This window comes from Pseudomonas sp. E1MeOHC2 (assembly GCF_058745025.1).
Genome location: NZ_CP196675.1, coordinates 4,843,919 through 4,862,748 on the forward strand (window position 1 = coordinate 4,843,919; position 18,830 = coordinate 4,862,748).

Consider the following 18,830-nt stretch of genomic DNA (forward strand, 5'->3'; position numbering starts at 1 on the left):
AGACTGTCTACACCGTGCGCAGCCATAGGCTGCAGTGTTCCAGGGGATGTGGCAGCCTTCGGCGACCACACCAGGTCGCCAGGCCACATGTGCCGAGGGTTGTTGATGATCGAGCGTTGCTTTCGCCACGCCTTGTTGTTGCTGTGTGTGTTCCTGCTGCCTGCGGTCGTGCTTGCGCAGGAGGCATGCCAGCGCTTTACGGCTACCGGTAACCCCGAATATCCCCCTTACCTGTGGCGCGACCCGCAAAACCCTCAGCAGTTGATCGGTGCCAATGCCGACCTGCTCAAGTACCTGGGCAAGCAACTGGGGCTGGAGATCGAGGTGGTCTACGGTGGGCCCTGGTCACGTGCCCAGGAGCAAGTGCGCACTGGCCGTATCGACCTGCTTGCCGGGTACTTTCTGACCGAGGCGCGGCAGCAACTGATGGACTTCATAAGCCCGGCCTTTCTGCACACCCCGAGCGTGGTCTGGGTGCGCCAGCAAGGGGCTTTTGCCTACCATCAATGGGCGGACCTGCAAGGTCGCAAAGGCGGGACCTTGGTCAACAACAGCCACGGTCAGCAGTTTGACGACTATGCCAAAGCCAACCTTACCCTCGAAGCGGTGCCCAGTGCCAAGCAGGCCTTCGAGAAGCTGTTACGGGGGCGTAGCGACTACGTGATCTTTGAGCAGTTCCCAGGCATGGCGTTAGCGCAGACGCTGGGCATGCAGGACCGCTTGCAGGTGCTGGACCCTCCGGTCTCCAGCGAAGGGTTGTACCTGGCGCTGTCGCATCACTCGCCCTGCAACCAGCCTAAGTTGCGCGAAGACTTTGCGCGGGAGATGAACCAGATCGTATCCGGCGCATTGCCGGCGCAATTACTGCGGCAGAACCTGGAACGCTGGCATCAACAGCACGCGGCAGTGCTCGTTCAATGACCCTTGGGTAAACCCAGGGCCTGAGGCACATCCACGTCCAGCACCACGCCGGCATCGTCCACCGCGACCGTGACGCATGCCTGTGGGTTGTCCTGAATGATCTGCCTGCCGCCCTGATCGCCTTGCAACTGCACCAGTGCCGGCCAGAAGGCGCGGCCGAAAATCACCGGATGCCCGCGCTGCCCTTGGTACAGCGGCAACACGATGCGCGCTGCGCTGGCCTGCCTGCACAGCGCTTGCAGGGTGCCGGGCGCGACCCATGGCATATCCGCCAACAGCACCGCCACCGCCTGGGCCTGCGTGTGCAGCAGGGCCGTGACCCCGGCCGCGAGGCTGGCGCCCATGCCCCGTTCTGCCTGTTCGGCCCAGACCAGATGGGCACGGGTGTCGATGCCCAGTAGCTGGGCATCGTCGCCGGGCCGCAGCACGACGCTCACGTCTGCGAAATGGTCGAGTGCGCGGGCCAAGGTTGTTGCCAGGAGCGATTGCCCAGAGGGCAGCCGTGCCAGGCGTTTGTCGCTGCCAAAACGCTGCGCGCGGCCAGCCGCCAGCACCAGCGCGGCGCAGGTCATGGGGTTTGCAGGCACGCCTCGGCCTCCCGGGCAAGCTTGGCCTTGGTCACGTTGACCGCGCCAGGCAGGTTCACGTCGTTCTTCGCCGCGAGGATCTCGGCCATGACGCTGACGGCGATTTCGGCCGGGGTCTTGCTGCCGATGTAGATGCCAATAGGGCCGTGCAGGCGCTTGAGGGTGGTTTCGCTTTCACCGAAGTGTTCGATCAGGCGCTCGCGGCGTAGCTGGCTGTTGCGCCTGGAGCCGATCGCGCCGATGTAGAACGCCGGGCTGTGCAGGGCTTCGAGCAACGCCAGGTCGTCGAGCTTGGGGTCGTGGCTGAGGGCGACGACAGCGCTGCGCAGATCGGGGGCGAAGGCGCGGACCACGTCGTCCGGCATGCCGGCCATTTTCACCACGCCCGCGACGCTCCAGCCGCCCATGTACTCAGGCCGAGGGTCACAGACCGACACGTTGAAGCCATTGAACAGGGCCATGGTTGCCAGGTATTCGGCCAGCGCGCCAGCGCCGATCAGCAGCACGCGGTAGCCAGGGCCGAGGGTGCTGAGCATGCGCTGGCCATCGAAGCTGAACTGATCGGGCGTGGTGCTGGGCGCAAGCGTGACTTCGCCGCTGTGTACATCCAGCTCGCGGCGCACCAGGTGGCCGTTGTCCAGGCCTGCCAGCAGTTGCTCCAGATGCTCTGCCGACGGCTCGAATTCAAGGATCAGTTGCAAGGTCCCGCCACAGGGCAAGCCAAACCGGTGGGCGTCCTCGGCGCTGACGCCGTAGCGGACCACCTCGGGTCGCCCGGTCTGCATGCCGGGGCCACCGTAGGCGGTGGTGTAGCGGTGGATCAGGTCATCCTCGATGCAGCCACCGGACACGCTGCCAACCACGCGCCCGTCGCTGCGCAAGGCCATCATCGAGCCGACCGGGCGAGGGGACGAGCCCCAGGTGCGGGCTACGGTGGCGAGCAGGACGCGTTCGCCGGCTGCAAGCCAGTCTCGGGCGGTGCGCAGCACCAGCAGGTCGATGCTTTCCATACCTGTTCTCCAAAGGGTTAAACCTGTGCCGCCCTTCTAGTCTTTAGCAGGGGCGTGGGAGCGGGCTTGCCCGCGAACACCGGCGAAGCCGGTGCCATACACCGAGTCGCCTTCTTCGCGGGGCAAGCCCGCTCCCACAGGGTCGGCAACTCGCTTGCGATCTTTGTCCTTGCCGCCTTTCCATACCTGTTCTCCAAAGGGTTAAACCTGTGCCGCCCTTCTAGTCTTTAGCAGGGGCGTGGGAGCGGGCTTGCCCGCGAACACCGGCGAAGCCGGTGCCATACACCGAGTCGCCTTCTTCGCGGGGCAAGCCCGCTCCCACAGGGTTGGCAACTCGCTTGCGATCTTTGTCCTTGCCGCCTTTCCATACCTGTTCTTCAAAGGGTTATACCTGTGCCGCCCTTCTAGTCTTTAGCAGGCGTGGGAGCGGGCTTGCCCGCGAACACCGGCGAAGCCGGTGCCATACACCGAGTCGCCTTCTTCGCGGGGCAAGCCCGCTCCCACAGGGTCGGCAACTCGCTTGCGATCTTTGTCCTTGCCGCCTTTCCATACCTGTTCTCCAAAGGGTTATACCTCTGCCACCCTTCTAGCCTTTAGCAGGGGCGTGTGGGAGCGGGCTTGCCCGCGAACACCGGCGAAGCCGGTGCCATACACCGAGTCGCCTTCTTCGCGGGGCAAGCCCGCTCCCACAGGGTTGGCAACTCGCTTGCGATCTTTGTCCTTGACGCCTTTCCATACCTGTTCTTCAAAGGGTTATACCTGTGCCGCCCTTCTAGTCTTTAGCAGGGGCGTGGGAGCGGGCTTGCCCGCGAACACCGGCGAAGCCGGTGCCATACACCGAGTCGCCTTCTTCGCGGGGCAAGCCCGCTCCCACAGGGTTGGCAACTCGCTTGCGATCTTTGTCCTTGCCGCCTTTCCATACCTGTTCTTCAAAGGGTTATACCTGTGCCACCCTTCTAGCCTTTAGCAGGGGCGTGTGGGAGCGGGCTTGCCCGCGAACACCGGCGAAGCCGGTGCCATACACCGAGTCGCCTTCTTCGCGGGGCAAGCCCGCTCCCACAGGGTTGGCAACTCGCTTGCGATCTTTGTCCTTGCCGCCTTTCCATACCTGTTCTTCAAAGGGTTATACCTGTGCCGCCCTTCTAGCCTTTAGCAGGGGCGTGTGGGAGCGGGCTTGCCCGCGAACACCGGCGAAGCCGGTGCCATACACCGAGTCGCCTTCTTCGCGGGGCAAGCCCGCTCCCACAGGGTTGGCAACTCGCTTGCGATCTTTGTCCTTGCCGCCTTTCCATACCTGTTCTTCAAAGGGTTATACCTGTGCCGCCCTTCTAGCCTTTAGCAGGGGCGTGTGGGAGCGGGCTTGCCCGCGAACACCGGCGAAGCCGGTGCCATACACCGAGTCGCCTTCTTCGCGGGGCAAGCCCGCTCCCACAGGGTTGGCAACTCGCTTGCGATCTTTGTCCTTGCCGCCTTTCCATACCTGTTCTTCAAAGGGTTATACCTGTGCCGCCCTTCTAGCCTTTAGCAGGGCCGTGTGGGAGCGGGCTTGCCCGCGAACACCGGCGAAGCCGGTGCCATGCACCGAGTCGCCTTCTTCGCGGGGCAAGCCCGCTCCCACAAGGTCGGCACTTCATCGCATGTGCAACACAATCGGGCTGCTGCTGGCCGGGTCGGTGTGCCCGCGCAACGCGCCTACTGCCTGCGCATCCACCGCGCTGCCGTGGTTGCCCCAGGCACTGCGCACGAAGCTCAGCACCTCGGCAACCTCTTGGTCCGACAGCTGCTCGCGGAAGGCCGGCATGCGGTAGGCATCGGGCAGGCCCGCCGCAACGATCCGTTGCGAGCCATTGAGGGTGATGTTGATCGCCGAGGCGTTCTCGTTGGCCAATGCCGACGTTGCACCCGCCAGCGGCGGCATCCATTCGGCCTGGCCCTTGCCGTCCAGCCCATGGCAAGACGCGCAGCGCGTGACGTAGGTGTGGGCGCCTGGGCGGTCCAGCGTCGTCTCCGCCGATACCGCCTGGTACTGCCAGGGCGTGCCGTCACGCTGCGGATCGCCAGGCAGCGATTTCAGATAGCGGGCAATCGCCGCCAGGTCATTGTCGCTCATGAACTGCGTGGAGTTGTTGAAAGCCTCGGTCATCGAGCCATAGACCACAGCATGCCGGTTGCGCCCGGTCTTGAGGAACTGGGCGATCTCGGCTTCGCTCCAGCGCCCAAGGCCGGTGTTGTGATCGGCGCGCAGGCTCGGTGCGTACCAGCCATCGAGCAACGCACCGGCCAGGAAAGGTTTGCCGTCTTCATCCAGGGCCTTCTCGTTGAAGGCCAGGCCACGCGGGGTATGGCAGCTGCCGCAGTGCCCAGGGCCCTGGACGATATAGGCGCCACGATTCCACAGGGCGTCCTGGCCGGCCTTGGTCGCATAGGGCGTGGTGGGGGCAAACAGCCCGTTCCATAACGCGATGGGCCAGCGCATGTTCAACGGCCAGGGGATCTCGCCTGGGATGTTCGGCTGTTGGGCAGGTTGTACGCCCTGCATGAAAAACGCATACAAGGCGCGCACATCGTCATCGCTGAGCTTGGCGTAGGAGGGGTAGGGCATCGCAGGGTACAGCCGCCGGCCACCGGGGGCGACGCCGTGGCGCACGGCGCGGTCGAAGTCGGCGAGGCTGTAGCGGCCGATGCCGCTGTCCTGGTCGGGCGTGATGTTGGTGGCATGAATGGCGCCCAGCGGCGTGGCCATTTCCAGGCCTCCGGCGAAGGGTTTGCCGTCGGGCAGACTGTGGCAAGCCACGCAGTCGCTGAGCCGGGCCACGTACTCGCCGCGGCTGACCAGCGCGGGGTCGGCGCTGGCGTTCTGCTCTGCCATGAACGGCGAGGTGGGCTCTCGGCTGACATACCAGGCCAGCAGGCCTGCCGCGACCAGGCACGGCAAGGCCAGCCAGCCGGCGGTTCTTGCGAATCGGCTGTGGGTCATGGGCGCTCCTGGTCCGCTCAGGTAAAGGTGTATCGGCTCAAGGGGATGCTGCGGATGCGTTGGCCGGTCAGCCGTGCTACCGCATTGGCCACCGCTGGCGCGACCGCAGGTAGCGGTGGTTCACCGATGCCGCCCATTTTCGCGCCGCTTTCGACGATGCGCACATGCACCCTTGCCATGCGCGAAGGCGGCAGGATCGGGTACAGGTCGTAGTTGCGCGCGCGGGGCTTGCCGTCGATGTACACCGCCTCTTCGAGCAGCGTCTGCGACAGGCCCAGGGCCACGGCGCCGTTGACCTGGGCTTCAATGATCGCCGGGTTGACGATGCTGCCTGGGTCGATCGCTTGCCAGATGTCGTGCACCTTGACCTGACCGTTGTCGATCGACACCTCGGCGATCACCGCCGCCTCCGAGCCGAACGGCGAGGCCATGGCCACGCCGCGCGCCCGTTTGCTGCCGTCCTCGGCCGTGAACGGCCCGCGCTTCCAGCCACCGGACAGTTCGCCCACCGCCTGCAGCAGGTGCGTCAGGCGCGGGTTGTCGCGCAACAGATGCAGGCGCAATTCATAGGGGTCCTTGCCGCCCTTGTCCGCCAGTTCGTCGAGGAATGCTTCGTAGAAGAAGTCGTTCAGCGAATTGCCCACCGAACGCCAGTAGCCAAGCATGGGCGGGCCTTTGACATAGATCTGGGCGATGCGTTTATTGGCGATGGCGTACGCTTTGCCCGACAGCCCCTCAAGGGCGGTGGGGTCGATCTTGTCACCTTGCTTGCCGGCCAGTGCCTCGGTCGGGCCTTCGGTGGCGCTCACGGCTTCAATGGCCACGGGCAGGCCATCGGCATCCAGCGCGGCGCGGAACTTGACCACGGCCAGTGGGCGCAACACGTCACGCAGGAACTCTTCCTCGCGGCTCCAGATCAGTTTGACCGGGCGGCCGACAGCCTTGGCCAGGGCGATGGCCTGCGGGTAGGGGTTGGCCGAGTCGTACAGAAAGTGCCGGCCAAAGAAGCCGCCCAGCAGGGGCGAGTGCAGGGTGATGCGGGCGGGGTCGAGGCCGGTGCGTTTGGCGATGTCGTCGCGGAACATGTCCGGGGCCTGGTTGGGCAGCCACACCTCCAGTGAGCCGTCGGGGTTGAAACGGGCCAGGGCCGAGGGCGGTTCAAGCTGGGCGTGGTTGAGGTACTGGTTGTGGTAGGTCGCCTCGACCTTGGTCTTGGCACTGGCCAGCGCACCGGCCACATCGCCTTCCTGTTCTTCATCGCGCGCTGGGCCTTGCTCGGCCGCCAGACGGTCACGGTGGGCGTCACTGGAAAAGTCCGCCGGCATCGTGCGCACCGGGCTGTCCGCGCCTGCTTCTTGCCAATCCACCTGGATGGCCTCGACCGCACGCTTGGCATGCCACCAACGTTCGGCGACCACCGCCACCGCGCCGGGCAATTGATGCACCGAGTGCACGCCTTTCATGGCTTTTACCTGTGCTTCGTTGCGCAGGCTGCCCACTGTCATGCCCAGGCGCGGAGCATGCTGCACGGCGGCGTGCAGCATGCCGTCAACTTTGATGTCGATGGTGTACAGCGCTTTGCCGGTGGATTTGTCATAGGCGTCGACCCGGCGCACCGGTTTGCCGATCCAGCGGAACTGGCTGGGGTCGCGCAGTTTCACGCTGGCCGGGTCTGGCACGGGCAGGTCGAGGGCGCGCTCGGCCAGTTCACCGTAGGGCACCGAGCGGCCGGATGCGGCGTGGACGACCTTGCCAGGTTCGGTGGAGAGTTCGCCAACCGGCACGCCCAACTGTTCGGCACCTGCCTGCAGCAACATGGCCCGGGCCAGGGCGCCGAGGCGGCGCATGGTCGGGTAGCTCATGCGCACCGACATGCTGCCGCCGGTGATACGCATGCCGTTTTCCATCACCACGTAAGCCTCGCCAGGTGGCGCGCTGTCGACCAGGAAGGTGGCCGGGTCGGCGTCCAGCTCTTCGCCGACGATCTGCGCCATGGCGGTGTAGGTGCCCTGGCCGCCCTCCATGAACGGGCAGAGCAGGCGCACGGTGCTGTCCGGGCGAATTTCGAGGAATGCCGGCACGTGTGTCCCGCGTTCCTGGGCCGCAGCAGTAGCGGCCTGGACCCGTGCTGAGCCCAGCGGCAGCCCAAAGCCGAGTACCAGTGCGCCTGCGGCGGCGCCCGCCGAGGCTAACAGGAAGCGACGGCGCGACAGGTTCACCGGCTCGCCCAATGGCAGCGCCAAATGCGCTGTGGGGGTATCGATGCGCGTGCTCATCATGCCTCCTTCCGCTGGGCCGCAAGGTCGTGCACGGCAGCATGGATAGCGTTGTAGGTGCCGCAGCGGCACAGGTTGACCATGGCCGCGTCGATCTGTTCAGCGCTGGGCTGTGGTGTGTGCTTGAGCAGCGCCGTGGCGGCCATCACCTGGCCTGACTGGCAGTAGCCGCACTGGGCCACCTGGTGTTCGACCCAGGCCGCGACCACGCGCTTGCCGACGGCGTCATCCTCGATCGCCTCGATGGTGGTCACCTCTCGCCCGACCACGCCCGCCACTGGGGTCACGCAGGCGCGCACCACACTGCCGTCCACCAGCACCGAGCAGGCGCCGCATTGCGCCAGACCGCAGCCGTACTTGGTGCCGGTCAGCCCGAGGTCGTCACGGATCACCCACAGCAGGGGCGTGTCGGCGTCGGCCTCGACCTGATAGGTCTTCTGGTTGATGCGTAGTTCCATGGTTCACCTGCCCATCATCGGTTGCTGTCGCGTCGTTGTCTTGAGTGGGGGATACGTTGCCCCCCAGTCCAGAAACGCTAGCACAGCACTTTGACCGGTGAGCTGGCGCCGCCGGCAGGTCAGGAGGATCAGGCAAGTAATCCGGTGGAATGCGCAAGGCAGGCGCTGTGGCAGGCAAACAGGACTTCCAGGTGAAAAACCCGGATAATGCCGGCCAATTTCGTTTTGCACGCTTAAATCACGGTAATCCCGCATGGAAATCAAGGTCAATTTTCTCGACAATCTCCGTCTCGAAGCCAAGTTCGACGACTTCACGGTGATCGCCGACCAACCGATCCGTTACAAAGGCGACGGTTCGGCCCCAGGGCCGTTCGACTATTTCCTGGCGTCTTCGGCGTTGTGCGCGGCTTACTTCGTGAAGCTGTACTGCCAGACCCGCGACATCCCCACCGAAAACATTCGCCTGTCGCAAAACAACATCGTCGACCCGGAAAACCGCTACAACCAGATTTTCAAGATCCAGGTCGAGCTGCCCGAAGACATCTCCGAGAAGGACCGCCAGGGCATCCTGCGCTCCATCGACCGCTGCACGGTGAAGAAGGTCGTTCAGACCGGGCCTGAGTTCGTCATCGAGGTGGTGGACAACCTCGATGACGATGCCCAAGGCTTGCTGATGCCGGTGTCGGACACCACCACCTACATCCCCGGCAAGGACCTGCCGCTGGAGCAGACCATCGCCAACATGTCGGCGATCCTCGCCGGGCTCGGGATGAAGATCGAGATCGCCTCGTGGCGCAATATCGTGCCCAACGTGTGGTCGCTGCATGTGCGTGACGCGCAGTCGCCGATGTGCTTCACCAACGGCAAGGGCTCGACCAAGGAGGCCGCACTGGCCTCGGCACTGGGTGAATTCATCGAGCGCCTGAACTGCAACTTCTTCTATAACGACCAGTTCTGGGGCGAGGACATCGCCAACGCGGCGTTCGTGCATTACCCGAACGAGCAGTGGTTCAAGCCAGGGCCCAAGGACGCGCTGCCCAGCGAGATCCTCGACGAGAATTGCCTGGAGATCTACAACCCCGACGGCGAACTACGCGGCTCGCACCTGTACGACACCAATTCGGGCAATACCGCGCGGGGCATCTGCTCGTTGCCGTTCGTGCGCCAGTCGGACCAGGAGGTGGTGTACTTCCCGTCCAACCTGATCGAGAACCTGTTCCTCAGCAATGGCATGAGCGCTGGCAACACCCTGGCCGAAGCGCAGGTGCAGTGCCTGTCGGAAATCTTCGAGCGGGCGGTGAAGCGCGAGATCCTCGAAGGCGAGCTGTGCCTGCCGGACGTACCGCAGGCGGTATTGGCCAAGTACCCAGGTATCGTCGCCGGCATCCAGGGCCTCGAAGAGCAGGGCTTCCCGGTGCTGGTCAAGGATGCGTCGCTGGGCGGTGAGTTCCCGGTGATGTGCGTCACCTTGATGAACCCGCGCACCGGTGGTGTGTTCGCCTCGTTCGGCGCGCACCCGAGCCTTGAAGTGGCGCTGGAGCGCAGCCTCACCGAGTTGCTGCAGGGCCGCAGCTTTGAAGGCCTGAATGACCTGCCGCAACCCACTTTCGAAAGCCACGCGCTGACCGAGCCGAACAACTTCGTCGAACACTTCATCGACTCCAGCGGCGTGGTGTCGTGGCGCTTCTTCAGTGCCAAGGCCGATTTCGAATTCGTCGAGTGGGACTTCTCCGGCCACGGCGAAGACTCCAACGCCCAGGAAGCCGCGACCCTGTTCGGCATCCTCGAAGACCTGGGCAAAGAGGCGTACATGGCGGTGTACGACAACCTGGGCGCCACCGCGTGCCGCATCCTGGTGCCGGGCTACTCGGAGATCTACCCGGTCGAGGACCTGATCTGGGACAACACCAACCGGGCCTTGTCGTTCCGCGCCGACATCCTCAACCTGCACAGCCTGGACAACCGCTCGCTGAAGTTGCTGCTCAAGCGCCTGGACAACTGCGATGTGGATGATTACACCACCATCACCACGCTGATCGGGGTCGAGTTCGACGACAACACCGTGTGGGGCCAGTTGACCATTCTTGAGCTCAAGCTGCTGATCTGCCTGGCGGTACAGCGCTTCGAGGATGCCAAGGAGCTGGTCGAGGCGTTCCTCCAGTTCAACGACAACACTGTCGAGCGTGGCCTGTTCTACCAGGCGCTGAACGTGGTGCTGGAAGTGGTGCTGGATGATGAGCTGGAGATGGAAGACTACGAGACCAACTTCCGCCGCATGTTCGGCAACCCGCGGATGGACGCGGTGCTGGGTTCGGTGGATGGCAGCGTGCGGTTCCATGGTTTGACGCCGACCAGCATGAAGCTGGAAGGGCTGGATCGTCATTTGCGCTTGATCGAGAGCTACAAGAAGCTGCATGCGGCTCGGGCCAAGTTTGCCTGACTGCGATTTCATGTCTTGAGGTTTGCGGCGCCGCTGAGGCCGAGCGCCGCCCGCGCGGCGCTCGGTCTGATAGGCGCCAAAAGCCCCAAGACGTGCACCTCGCAGTTTATATAACGGTTAATTCTTTCTGCTATTTCAAATCCGTCCTGCCTCTCACCCCCCCACCGCTTGCCGCATCCCCCGGCAGGCGCATAATTTTTTGCTGCCCCGTTGGGGCTCGAACCTCAACCTCTCCATGGCGCGATGACCGCCAGAAGGACCTCGGCCGCGCACAACAAGAAGGCGCAGACCATGAGCACCCCTTTGGATACCAATGCCTTGAAAGCCCGCCAGCAAGCGGCGTGGGCCAGCGGTGACTACGCCGTTATCGGCACCACCTTGCAGCTGGTCGGCGAACGCCTGGCCGAAGCCTGTGACCTGCGTTGGGACGAGCAGGTGCTGGATGTTGCCGCCGGCAATGGCAATGCCACCCTGGCCGCAGCGCGGCGCGGCAGCCGTGTCACCTCCACCGATTATGTGGCCGAGCTGCTCAAGCGCGGCGAAGCGCGCGCGCAGGCCGAGCACCTGAACGTGGTGTTTCAGGTGGCCGATGCCGAAGCGCTGCCGTTTGCCGATGGCGCATTCGATGCCGTTCTCTCGACCTTTGGTGTGATGTTCGCGCCGGACCAGGCGCAGGCTGCGCGAGAATTGGGCCGCGTTTGCCGTTCCGGTGGTCGGATCGGCCTGGCGAACTGGACGCCGCAGGGTTTCGTCGGTCAGATGTTCAAGACCCTCGGGCGGCACGTTCCACCACCTGCCGGGGCATTGCCGCCCTCACGCTGGGGAGACGAGGAACAACTGCGGGAACTGTTTGGCAGTGCGATCGGGCAGATGCAGGTCACCCGCCAACACTTCAACTTCCGCTATCGCTCGGCGGCGCATTTCATCGATGTGTTCCGCACCTGGTACGGGCCGGTGCACAAGGCGTTTGCGTCTTTGCAGCCTGAAGCCGCCAATGCGCTGGAGAGCGACCTCACCGCGCTGTTGAATGAAAGCAACATAGGCGGCGGGGCCTCGCTGGTGGTGCCCAGCGAGTACCTTGAGGTGGTGATCATGCGGCGTTGAATGGGCTACCCATCGTGGTCAGAGGCTGCCGCCTAGTTCTTGCACTTGGCCATCACCACCTGGCAAGTCTTGGGCGTCCCCCCCGATCGGCCCGCATAGCGAACGCAGTTGTTCAGCGACTTCTGCCGGGCAATGCTCAACGTATTGCCCCAGGCCAGGCCGCCTTCGCCGGTGCTGGGCAAGGCTTTGGCGAAGCAGTTGGACCCAACGGTCGAGGCCGCATGGCGGGCCTTGCTGGTTTTGCTGGAGCAGCCGGCGCTCAGCCCCAGGCCGAGAATGAGCAGCGTGTTCATTGCCCAGAGCGCCCATGGACGCTCCCCGATTTTGCTCATGCCGATTTCCTTGTCCGAATTGTCCGAATAATGCCGAAGCGCTCAAGGCGGGTGCATCAAGCGCTGCGCTGCATGTTGTCAGGATATTTCATTCAAGCGAAACGGAGAACCATCCGTCACCGGATTACGGGTACACGCAGCGGTTGCCCATGCATCAGCGCAAGGGCAACCGCAAGACGGGGCGATCAGAAGCGGTAGTTGAGGCTGGCTTCCAGGGTGCGCGGTGCGCCTGGGGTGATCAGGTCCACCGAGCCGTGTGCCGAGGCATAGTAGTCGCGGTCGAAGACGTTCTTCAGGCGCAAGGCCGCATCCCACTGCGGCACGCTGTAGAGCAGCGCAGCGTCGAAGGTGGTGTAGCCCGGCATCACCACCACGTTGTCGAGCGCGGTGTAGCGGTCGTCGACATAGTTGGCGCCGGCAGCCACGCGCCATTGCGGGGTGAGGGTGCGGACCAGCCAGACGTTGGCGCTGTTACGCGGCGTGAGCGTTGGGGTCTGGCCTTCGTTGGCCACGCCATTGGTCTTGCTGTTGGACTTGGTGATCTCGGCGTCCAGGTAGGCGTAGCCCGCGTAGATCTGCCATTTGTCCGTGAGCTGCCCGCTGAGGGTGGCTTCGAAGCCATCGGTGCGCTGCTCGCCGGCCAGCACGGTCAGGTTCGGGTTGGCCGGGTCGGCGGTTTTCATGTTGGTGCGTTCGAGGCGGAACACCGCTGCGGTGACCGACAGGCGGTTGTCGAGCAGGTCCCACTTGGCGCCCAACTCGTAGTTGGTGGTTTCTTCGGGCTCCAGGTGCTGGTTGCTCGGGCTGACCGCGAACACTTCGCCCGAGGGCTGGTAGCTGCGGCTGACCGAGACGTAGTAGGACTGCATGGCGTCCGGCTGGAACACCAGGCCGGCGCGCGGGCTCCAGGTCTTGTCGGTGCGGTCGAGGTCGACGTTTTGCACGCGGTCGTCGTCATATTCCTGGCCGAAGATGTCGTAGCGCACACCCACAAGCGCCTTCCACTGGGCATTCAGCTCGATCAGGTCTTGCACGTACAGGCCTGTGGTCTGCTGGGCGTTGGTGCCCTTTGACGAGAGATTGGCGGCGTGGTCCGGCACCGGTACCAGCGCGTCGCGGTACACCGGCACCTGCGCCACGTTGTTCTGGCTCAGCACCCGTTGGTACTTGTCCTGGAAGCCGACTTCGACGCCATACAGCAGGTTGTGCTGCATGCCGGCCAGTTGCGCCTGCTGCTTGAGTTCGGTCTGGTTGAACAGGCCGTACTCGTCGCGCGCCACGTTGCCGCGGTTGAGCTTGACCAGCAACTCGCCGTTGGGCGCGGTGACGAAACGTGTCGGGCTGCTGTCGGCCAGGGTGTTGTTGCGGTCCAGGTCGTAGCGGTAGTAACGGCTGGTATTAGTCAGGGTGAAGTCGTCGTTGATGCGGTAGTCGAGGCTCGCGGTCAGCGAGAATACTTCGCTGCGGGCGTAGTCCTGGTCGGCATCGCCGGAGCCAAAGCGCTTGTCGCGGTCCACATTCACGGGCCGGTTGCCCAGGGCGGGGATGCCGAAGTCGATCAGGCGCTTGTCGTACAGGTAGGTGGCGCCCAGGTTCAGCTCCAGGTCATCGGACAGCCTGAAGTAGGCCGACGGTGCAATGGCCTTGCGGTCGATGTAGCCATCGTCGCGGAAGGTGTCGCTGTCTTCGAAGGCCCCGGTCACACGGTAGGCCTGGTTGCCCTGCGGGTCTGCCCAGCCGGTGTCGAACTGGGTGCGGCGCTTGCCTTCGCTGTCGAAGTTCACGCCCACCTCGCGCTTGGGTGCGAAACCGGGCTTCTTGCTGATGCTGTTGATCAGGCCACCCGACGATCCGCGGCCATAGAGCACGGCAGCGGGGCCTTTGATGACCTCGACGCGCTCGATGTTGGACAGGTCGCGAAAGTACAGGGCGTCGTCACGCACGCCGTCGATGTACATGTCGCCAATGGCACTGAAGCCGCGGATGGTCACTTGGTCGCGCTGGCCGTCGCCGTTGGAAAGGCCGATGCCAGGGACGTTTTTCAGCACGTCTTCCATGGACTGGGCGCCCTGGTCCTTGATCACGCTCTCCGGCACGACGTTGACTGTCTGCGGAATATCGCGAAGGGGCGCATCGATTTTCAGTGCGCTACGGCTGTCACTGGCCTTGTAGCTTTGCTGCTCGTAAGCGCTGGTAACGGCAGTGGCGGGCAGGGCGAGGGTGTTTTGGGTTTCAGCATGAACAGCAGGGACCACCAGAAGGCCCAGCATGGATAGCGATGCCGGGGCAACAGACTTTTTTGCCATTACAGGTGACTCTTTGTTGTTTTGGGTGCGCGAATAGTAATGATTTGTAAATGTAAAGCAAGTGTAAAGAAATCTCATTTGCTAATGCAAGCCACAAGGCGGACGAAATGTGACGCAGGCCTGGGCGGGGGAGCAGGGCACCCGACAATGGCTATGCTTGTGGGCGCGTGAACATTTCACGCGCCCACCCGGAAACGATCACAGGGAAGCAGGCCTATGAAACCCATTAGTTCTCTCGCTCGCGCTGTCGCACTCGCCTCGCTGGTCTTCGCTGGCAGCTTCACGGCCCAGGCCGCTGATGTGCCGATTGGCAGTGAAGCGCTGGAAAGCCATGTCACCACCCAGGTGCTGGCCATCGATCTGGCCAGCCGCCAGGTCACGGTGCAGGGCGCCAACGACAAGCCTGTGACCTTCCAGTTGACGGAAAAGGCCAAGGCCCTGCCCAACCTCAAGGTCGGCGACACGGTCGACATCTACGTGACCCGCGCCGTGGCCTATGTGCTCAATACCGATGTGGGCGGTGCGCCCAAGGTGAGTGATGAGTCCGGCACCATCCGCGCCACCAAAGACAACCCCAACCCGGGCGGCGAAGCGTTCCGCCAGGTCAGGGTCACGTCGCAGATCAAGAAGATCGACCTGAAGCAGCATGAAGTGAGCCTGCTGCCACCGGAGGGCAAGCTGCAGGTGGTCAAGGTCGAGAACCCCGACCTGCAGGCGCGGATGAAAAACCTCAAGGTTGGCCAGACGGTCGATGCCATCTATACCGAAGTGCTGAGGGTCGAGACGTCACGCTGACGGCGGCGGCTCACCCCTGATTCAGCGGGCCAGGCTGCGTGTGGCCCGTTGCTGGATGCGGCGTGAGGCCTTGCACGCCGGTGGGTAGCGCTCGAACAGGTCGAGCACCCAGTCCGGGCGGGTTTTGCTGGCGTCATTGAGCCAGTTGGCGACCGAGTCCTGGGCGTACTTTTCGGCTTCGGCCAGGTGGGGCACCAGCAACGCTTCGGCGGCCTCCGGCGCCTGCTTGAGGGCCGCTATGTGTTCGCACCAGACGCCGCGTGGGCGAAGGACTTCGATGCAAAATCGGCGAACCAGCGGATCGTCGCTGCTGGCATGTACACCCAGCAGCTCAAGGGCCGAAGGGAGGTCCACGCTCAGCCGTGGGCGCAAGGCGATCCATGCCCACTCGCGGACACCAAAGTGGGTGTCCTTGGCGAAGCGCAATTGGGCCAACAGGGCAGACTGCAGGTCAAGGCCACGCGTGAGGTGAGCCTGTGCGAAGGCCGCCCAGCTACGCACCGTATCTGAAGGGTGGGTATAGCAGCATTCGAAGGCCTGCTGTCGCGTTTGCAGGGGGGCCTGATCCAGCCATTGGCCAAGCGCCAGGCCGATGCCGGCGACTTTTTTCGAAAGCCCCAGGGCTTGTGTTTCTGCGGCTGTTTGCATCAGGCATGCGCCCAGTGCGGTCGGCAGTTGTTGGGCGACGGCCGTTGCGAGGGTGAGTGAGTTGACCGCCAGGCATTCAGCAAGGTTGCGGGTCGGCAACAGGCCGTGGTCCAGCTGGGTCTTGCGTTCTTCGCTCATCGAATGTGTTCCATCACAAAGGGGAAAGGCGTGCTGCGTCCGACAGCCTGTGGACGCGCAAGGCGAGCATCCTAGCTCAACGGATGGGGTCTGGGGTTGCCCAGTGTCAGCGGCCAGTGTCCAGCCATGCATCGCGCGAATAGTCCGCGTGCATATTTTCGATTTCCATCGTGTAGGCAAATGTACCGATCATGGCCAACGTCACTATTCAGTTGAGGCCGGCCATGTTCAGCAAAGCCCTGTTTTTCGTTGTTCTCCCCGTTGCCATGGCCCTGCTCGCCGGTGCGTTGCTGCCTTTTCAGGCCGCAGGCAACGCCGCTGTCGGCCGGGCCATGGGGCATTGGTTGTGGGGGGCATTCACTTCGCTGGCAGTGAGCTCGGTGGTGGTGATTGCTGCGCTGTTGATCCTCAGGGTACCCGCGCCAGACATGGGCAAGGCGCTTCAAGGGCCTTGGTGGCTGTGGGCTGGCGGCGTACTGGGCGCCTTGTATGTTGCTGGCGCGGCGGCGCTTACGCCGAAACTGGGCGCTGCGGGTTTTCTTGCATTGGTGGTGGCAGGGCAGATCGTGACGGCGGTAGCCGCTGATCATTTCGGATTGATGGGGTTGGCAGGCAAGCCGATCAGCCTGGCCAAGCTGGCTGGGGTGGTGCTGATTCTGTGCGGGGTGTTTTTGGTGCAGGGCAACTGGGCGACGAGCGCTGCGGCCAAGCCGACTGTGCTCAATCAGTCAGAAGGCTGACCAAGTGGCTGGCTGCATGCCCACACGGCTTCGCGCAGCCAGCGGTGCCCAGGGTCGCTGTCCTTGCGGCTATGCCAGGCTTGTTGATAGGCAAAGGAGGGAATGGCCAGTGGCGGTTCAAACTGTCGCAACGCCTTGTGCTGCTGCAATGAGCCTACCGCGCGGCTGGCCACGGTGAGAATCAGGTCGGTGCCGGCAAGCACCTCGACCGCCGCGCTCCAGTGCGGCAATGCCAGGGCAATTCGCCGGTGCAGGCCGTGGGCAGCCAGTACGCGCTCGATTTCATCGTGGGCATCCGGGCGCATGGCCATCAATACATGGGGGCGAGCCAGCCAGTCGGCCAATGCCAGGCCCCCGGAGGTGGGCAGTACCTGGCGGTCGGCGACGCTGATGAAGCTTTCCTGGAACAGTGCTTGGGCGGTGATGTCCTGCGGCAGTTCGGGGAATATGCCCAGGGCCAGGTCGAGCTCGCCGTCGAGCAGTTGAGCCAGCATGGTTTCGCGGCTGGCCTGGCTGATCGCCAGATCCACGCCCGGGGCCACCTGGCGCACGTGGCGGACCAAGGGTGGAAGGATGATGCGCGAGGAATAGTCGGACAACGACAAGCGAAAACGGCGCTGCGCCTTGGCAGGATCGAACAGCGGCGCGGCCAGCAGGGCATTGAGGCTGCCCAAGGCATCTTGCAGCGGCTTGGCCAGTGACTGCGCCCGCGCGGTCAGGGCCATGCGGCCGTTCTGGCGGATCAGCAAGGGGTCGTCGAAGTGCCTGCGCAACTGCGCCAGTGCGTGGCTCACTGCCGGCTGGCTGCGATGCAGGCGAAGGGCGGCGCGAGTGACGTGCTTCTCGCTCAACAGCGCGTGCAGGGCCAGGAGCAGGTTGAGGTCGATCTTGCGCAGTTCATCCATGGGGCGAATAGTCGAGGCTGACTGGGAGGGCATTGATCAGCCTAACAGATCTCCCGGCCCTGCTGCGGGCGCGATGCGATAGGCAGGCATTGCTGCACACCTTACAGAAATCATCTGCAATGCCCCTTATTGTTCAACTTATCCTGCCTAATTAGCCTGTATCGAACCCCTCAACCTTGCAGGAATCGATCATGGCCAGCCGCATCATACTCAACGCCACCGGCACTGCCGACGTCATGCACGTGCAACACACACAACCACAAGCTCCAGGGCCCGGCCAGGTCTGGCTGGAGCAGACCGCCATGGGCGTCAACCCACTGGATGTGCTGCAGCGCAAGGGCGGGGCGCCCCTGGCATTGCCCTCTGGCCTGGGGCTTGAAGGCGCCGGGCGGGTGAGCGCGGTGGGTGAAGGGGTGGACAATGTCCGCGTGGGAGATCGGGTGGCGTATGCGATGGGCCCGGTAGGCGGTTATGCCAGCGGGCGGTTGTTCCCTGCCGAGCGCCTGGTCAAACTGCCGGGCTTGCTGGGTGAGGAAGCCGCAGCAGCCGTGTTGTTCAAGGGCATCACCGCGCAGTACCTGCTAAAGAGCACCTACGCCGTGGGGCCGGGCACCCAGGTGTTGCTGTACGGCGCGGGCGGGGCACTGGGGCAGCTCATGGCGTCCTGGGCCAGGCACCTGGGGGCGACGGTGATCGGCGTGGTTTCGCGACCGCAGAGCGTGGAACGGGCGCGGGCGGCGGGCTGCCATCACGTGCTGGTCTTTGACGCCGCCACCTTGGCCCGCCAGGTGCGCGAGCTGGCTCAGGGCGAGGGCGTGGACGTGGTGTACGACTGTGTCGGCAAGGTGTCTCTGGAGGCGTCGTTGGACAGCCTGCGCCCGCGCGGCTTGCTGGTGTCGTTCGGTGGAACCTCCGGCGCGCCGGCGGCCATTGAAGTGGCAACGCTCAATGCCAAGGGCTCGCTGTACCTGACACGGCCGTCGCTGGCAGCACACACGCGTACCGTCGCGGAGTACCAGCAGCGCGCTGGCGACGTGCTGGCGGCGGTCGCCGAGGGTATCATCCAGCCTCGGGTCTGGCGCCGCTACCCGTTGGCCGAAGCGGCCAGGGCTCACACAGACCTGGAGCAGGGGTTGTCGGAAGGGGCGTTGATCCTGACCGCCTGACTTCCCTACTTTCTGCCGAGCCTTGCC

Annotated in this window: 15 protein-coding genes; 6 read left to right on the forward strand and 9 right to left on the reverse strand. The window is 64.1% G+C overall.

Going from position 1 to position 18,830, the window contains the following annotated elements; all coding sequences use genetic code 11:
- Positions 1 to 105 precede the first annotated feature (105 nt).
- Positions 106 to 921, forward strand: coding sequence for a substrate-binding periplasmic protein (locus ACSSU5_RS21995; protein WP_264313630.1), 816 nt, complete (start codon positions 106 to 108; stop codon positions 919 to 921).
- Here ACSSU5_RS21995 and ACSSU5_RS22000 read toward each other — a convergent pair.
- From ACSSU5_RS22000 to ACSSU5_RS22020, 5 genes are all read right to left on the reverse strand, one after another.
- On the reverse strand, positions 915 to 1,493 hold the full coding sequence (locus tag ACSSU5_RS22000) for a nucleotidyltransferase family protein (protein ID WP_264313935.1): 579 nt from the start codon (positions 1,491 to 1,493) through the stop codon (positions 915 to 917). The two genes, ACSSU5_RS21995 and ACSSU5_RS22000, sit on opposite strands and share 7 nt — an antisense overlap.
- Positions 1,490 to 2,518, reverse strand: a complete 1,029-nt coding sequence (locus ACSSU5_RS22005; RefSeq protein WP_264313629.1) for an XdhC family protein — start codon at positions 2,516 to 2,518, stop codon at positions 1,490 to 1,492. Before ACSSU5_RS22005 ends, ACSSU5_RS22000 begins: the two co-directional genes overlap by 4 nt.
- A gap of 1,630 nt (positions 2,519 to 4,148) precedes the next feature.
- Positions 4,149 to 5,495 (reverse strand): c-type cytochrome, encoded by a 1,347-nt coding sequence (locus tag ACSSU5_RS22010; RefSeq protein WP_492559810.1) that lies wholly within the window; start codon positions 5,493 to 5,495, stop codon positions 4,149 to 4,151.
- Between the two features lie 17 nt (positions 5,496 to 5,512).
- Entirely contained in the window at positions 5,513 to 7,771 is a 2,259-nt protein-coding gene (locus tag ACSSU5_RS22015; protein WP_492559811.1) for a xanthine dehydrogenase family protein molybdopterin-binding subunit, read from the reverse strand.
- A complete protein-coding gene (locus tag ACSSU5_RS22020) occupies positions 7,771 to 8,229 on the reverse strand; it encodes a (2Fe-2S)-binding protein (RefSeq protein ID WP_264313626.1) in 459 nt (152 codons plus the stop codon). Before ACSSU5_RS22020 ends, ACSSU5_RS22015 begins: the two co-directional genes overlap by 1 nt.
- 253 nt (positions 8,230 to 8,482) lie before the next feature.
- Here ACSSU5_RS22020 and ACSSU5_RS22025 point away from each other — a divergent pair, with 253 nt between their 5' ends.
- Both ACSSU5_RS22025 and ACSSU5_RS22030 read left to right on the forward strand, forming a co-directional pair.
- Positions 8,483 to 10,669, forward strand: a complete 2,187-nt coding sequence (locus ACSSU5_RS22025) for an OsmC domain/YcaO domain-containing protein (protein WP_492559812.1) — start codon at positions 8,483 to 8,485, stop codon at positions 10,667 to 10,669.
- 291 nt (positions 10,670 to 10,960) lie between these two features.
- Positions 10,961 to 11,773 carry a class I SAM-dependent methyltransferase gene (locus tag ACSSU5_RS22030; RefSeq protein ID WP_264313624.1) on the forward strand — a complete coding sequence of 271 codons (813 nt, stop codon included), beginning with the start codon at positions 10,961 to 10,963 and terminating at the stop codon, positions 11,771 to 11,773.
- Positions 11,774 to 11,805: 32 nt separating this feature from the next.
- Here ACSSU5_RS22030 and ACSSU5_RS22035 read toward each other — a convergent pair whose 3' ends face one another.
- Positions 11,806 to 12,105 carry a hypothetical protein gene (locus tag ACSSU5_RS22035; protein ID WP_492559813.1) on the reverse strand — a complete coding sequence of 100 codons (300 nt, stop codon included), beginning with the start codon at positions 12,103 to 12,105 and terminating at the stop codon, positions 11,806 to 11,808.
- 185 nt (positions 12,106 to 12,290) lie between these two features.
- A complete protein-coding gene (locus ACSSU5_RS22040) occupies positions 12,291 to 14,411 on the reverse strand; it encodes a TonB-dependent receptor (RefSeq protein WP_264313622.1) in 2,121 nt (706 codons plus the stop codon).
- A gap of 216 nt (positions 14,412 to 14,627) precedes the next feature.
- On the opposite strand from ACSSU5_RS22040, the gene ACSSU5_RS22045 reads away from it, so the two are divergent.
- Positions 14,628 to 15,206: a hypothetical protein gene (locus ACSSU5_RS22045; protein ID WP_264313621.1), complete on the forward strand. Its 579-nt coding sequence runs from the start codon at positions 14,628 to 14,630 to the stop codon at positions 15,204 to 15,206.
- Between the two features lie 21 nt (positions 15,207 to 15,227).
- Here ACSSU5_RS22045 and ACSSU5_RS22050 read toward each other — a convergent pair whose 3' ends face one another.
- Positions 15,228 to 15,992: a hypothetical protein gene (locus tag ACSSU5_RS22050; protein WP_264313620.1), complete on the reverse strand. Its 765-nt coding sequence runs from the start codon at positions 15,990 to 15,992 to the stop codon at positions 15,228 to 15,230.
- A 224-nt stretch (positions 15,993 to 16,216) separates the two neighbouring features.
- Here ACSSU5_RS22050 and ACSSU5_RS22055 point away from each other — a divergent pair, with 224 nt between their 5' ends.
- The gene (locus ACSSU5_RS22055; protein WP_264313619.1) at positions 16,217 to 16,732 is read left to right on the forward strand and encodes a DMT family transporter; all 516 of its coding nucleotides are present in this window, start codon (positions 16,217 to 16,219) and stop codon (positions 16,730 to 16,732) included.
- Here ACSSU5_RS22055 and ACSSU5_RS22060 read toward each other — a convergent pair.
- A complete protein-coding gene (locus ACSSU5_RS22060; protein ID WP_264313934.1) occupies positions 16,717 to 17,637 on the reverse strand; it encodes a LysR family transcriptional regulator in 921 nt (306 codons plus the stop codon). The genes ACSSU5_RS22055 and ACSSU5_RS22060 overlap by 16 nt on opposite strands.
- Before the next feature lie 191 nt (positions 17,638 to 17,828).
- Between ACSSU5_RS22060 and ACSSU5_RS22065 the strand changes: the two genes are divergently transcribed.
- Positions 17,829 to 18,803 carry a quinone oxidoreductase family protein gene (locus tag ACSSU5_RS22065; RefSeq protein WP_492559814.1) on the forward strand — a complete coding sequence of 325 codons (975 nt, stop codon included), beginning with the start codon at positions 17,829 to 17,831 and terminating at the stop codon, positions 18,801 to 18,803.
- Positions 18,804 to 18,830: the final 27 nt, after the last annotated feature.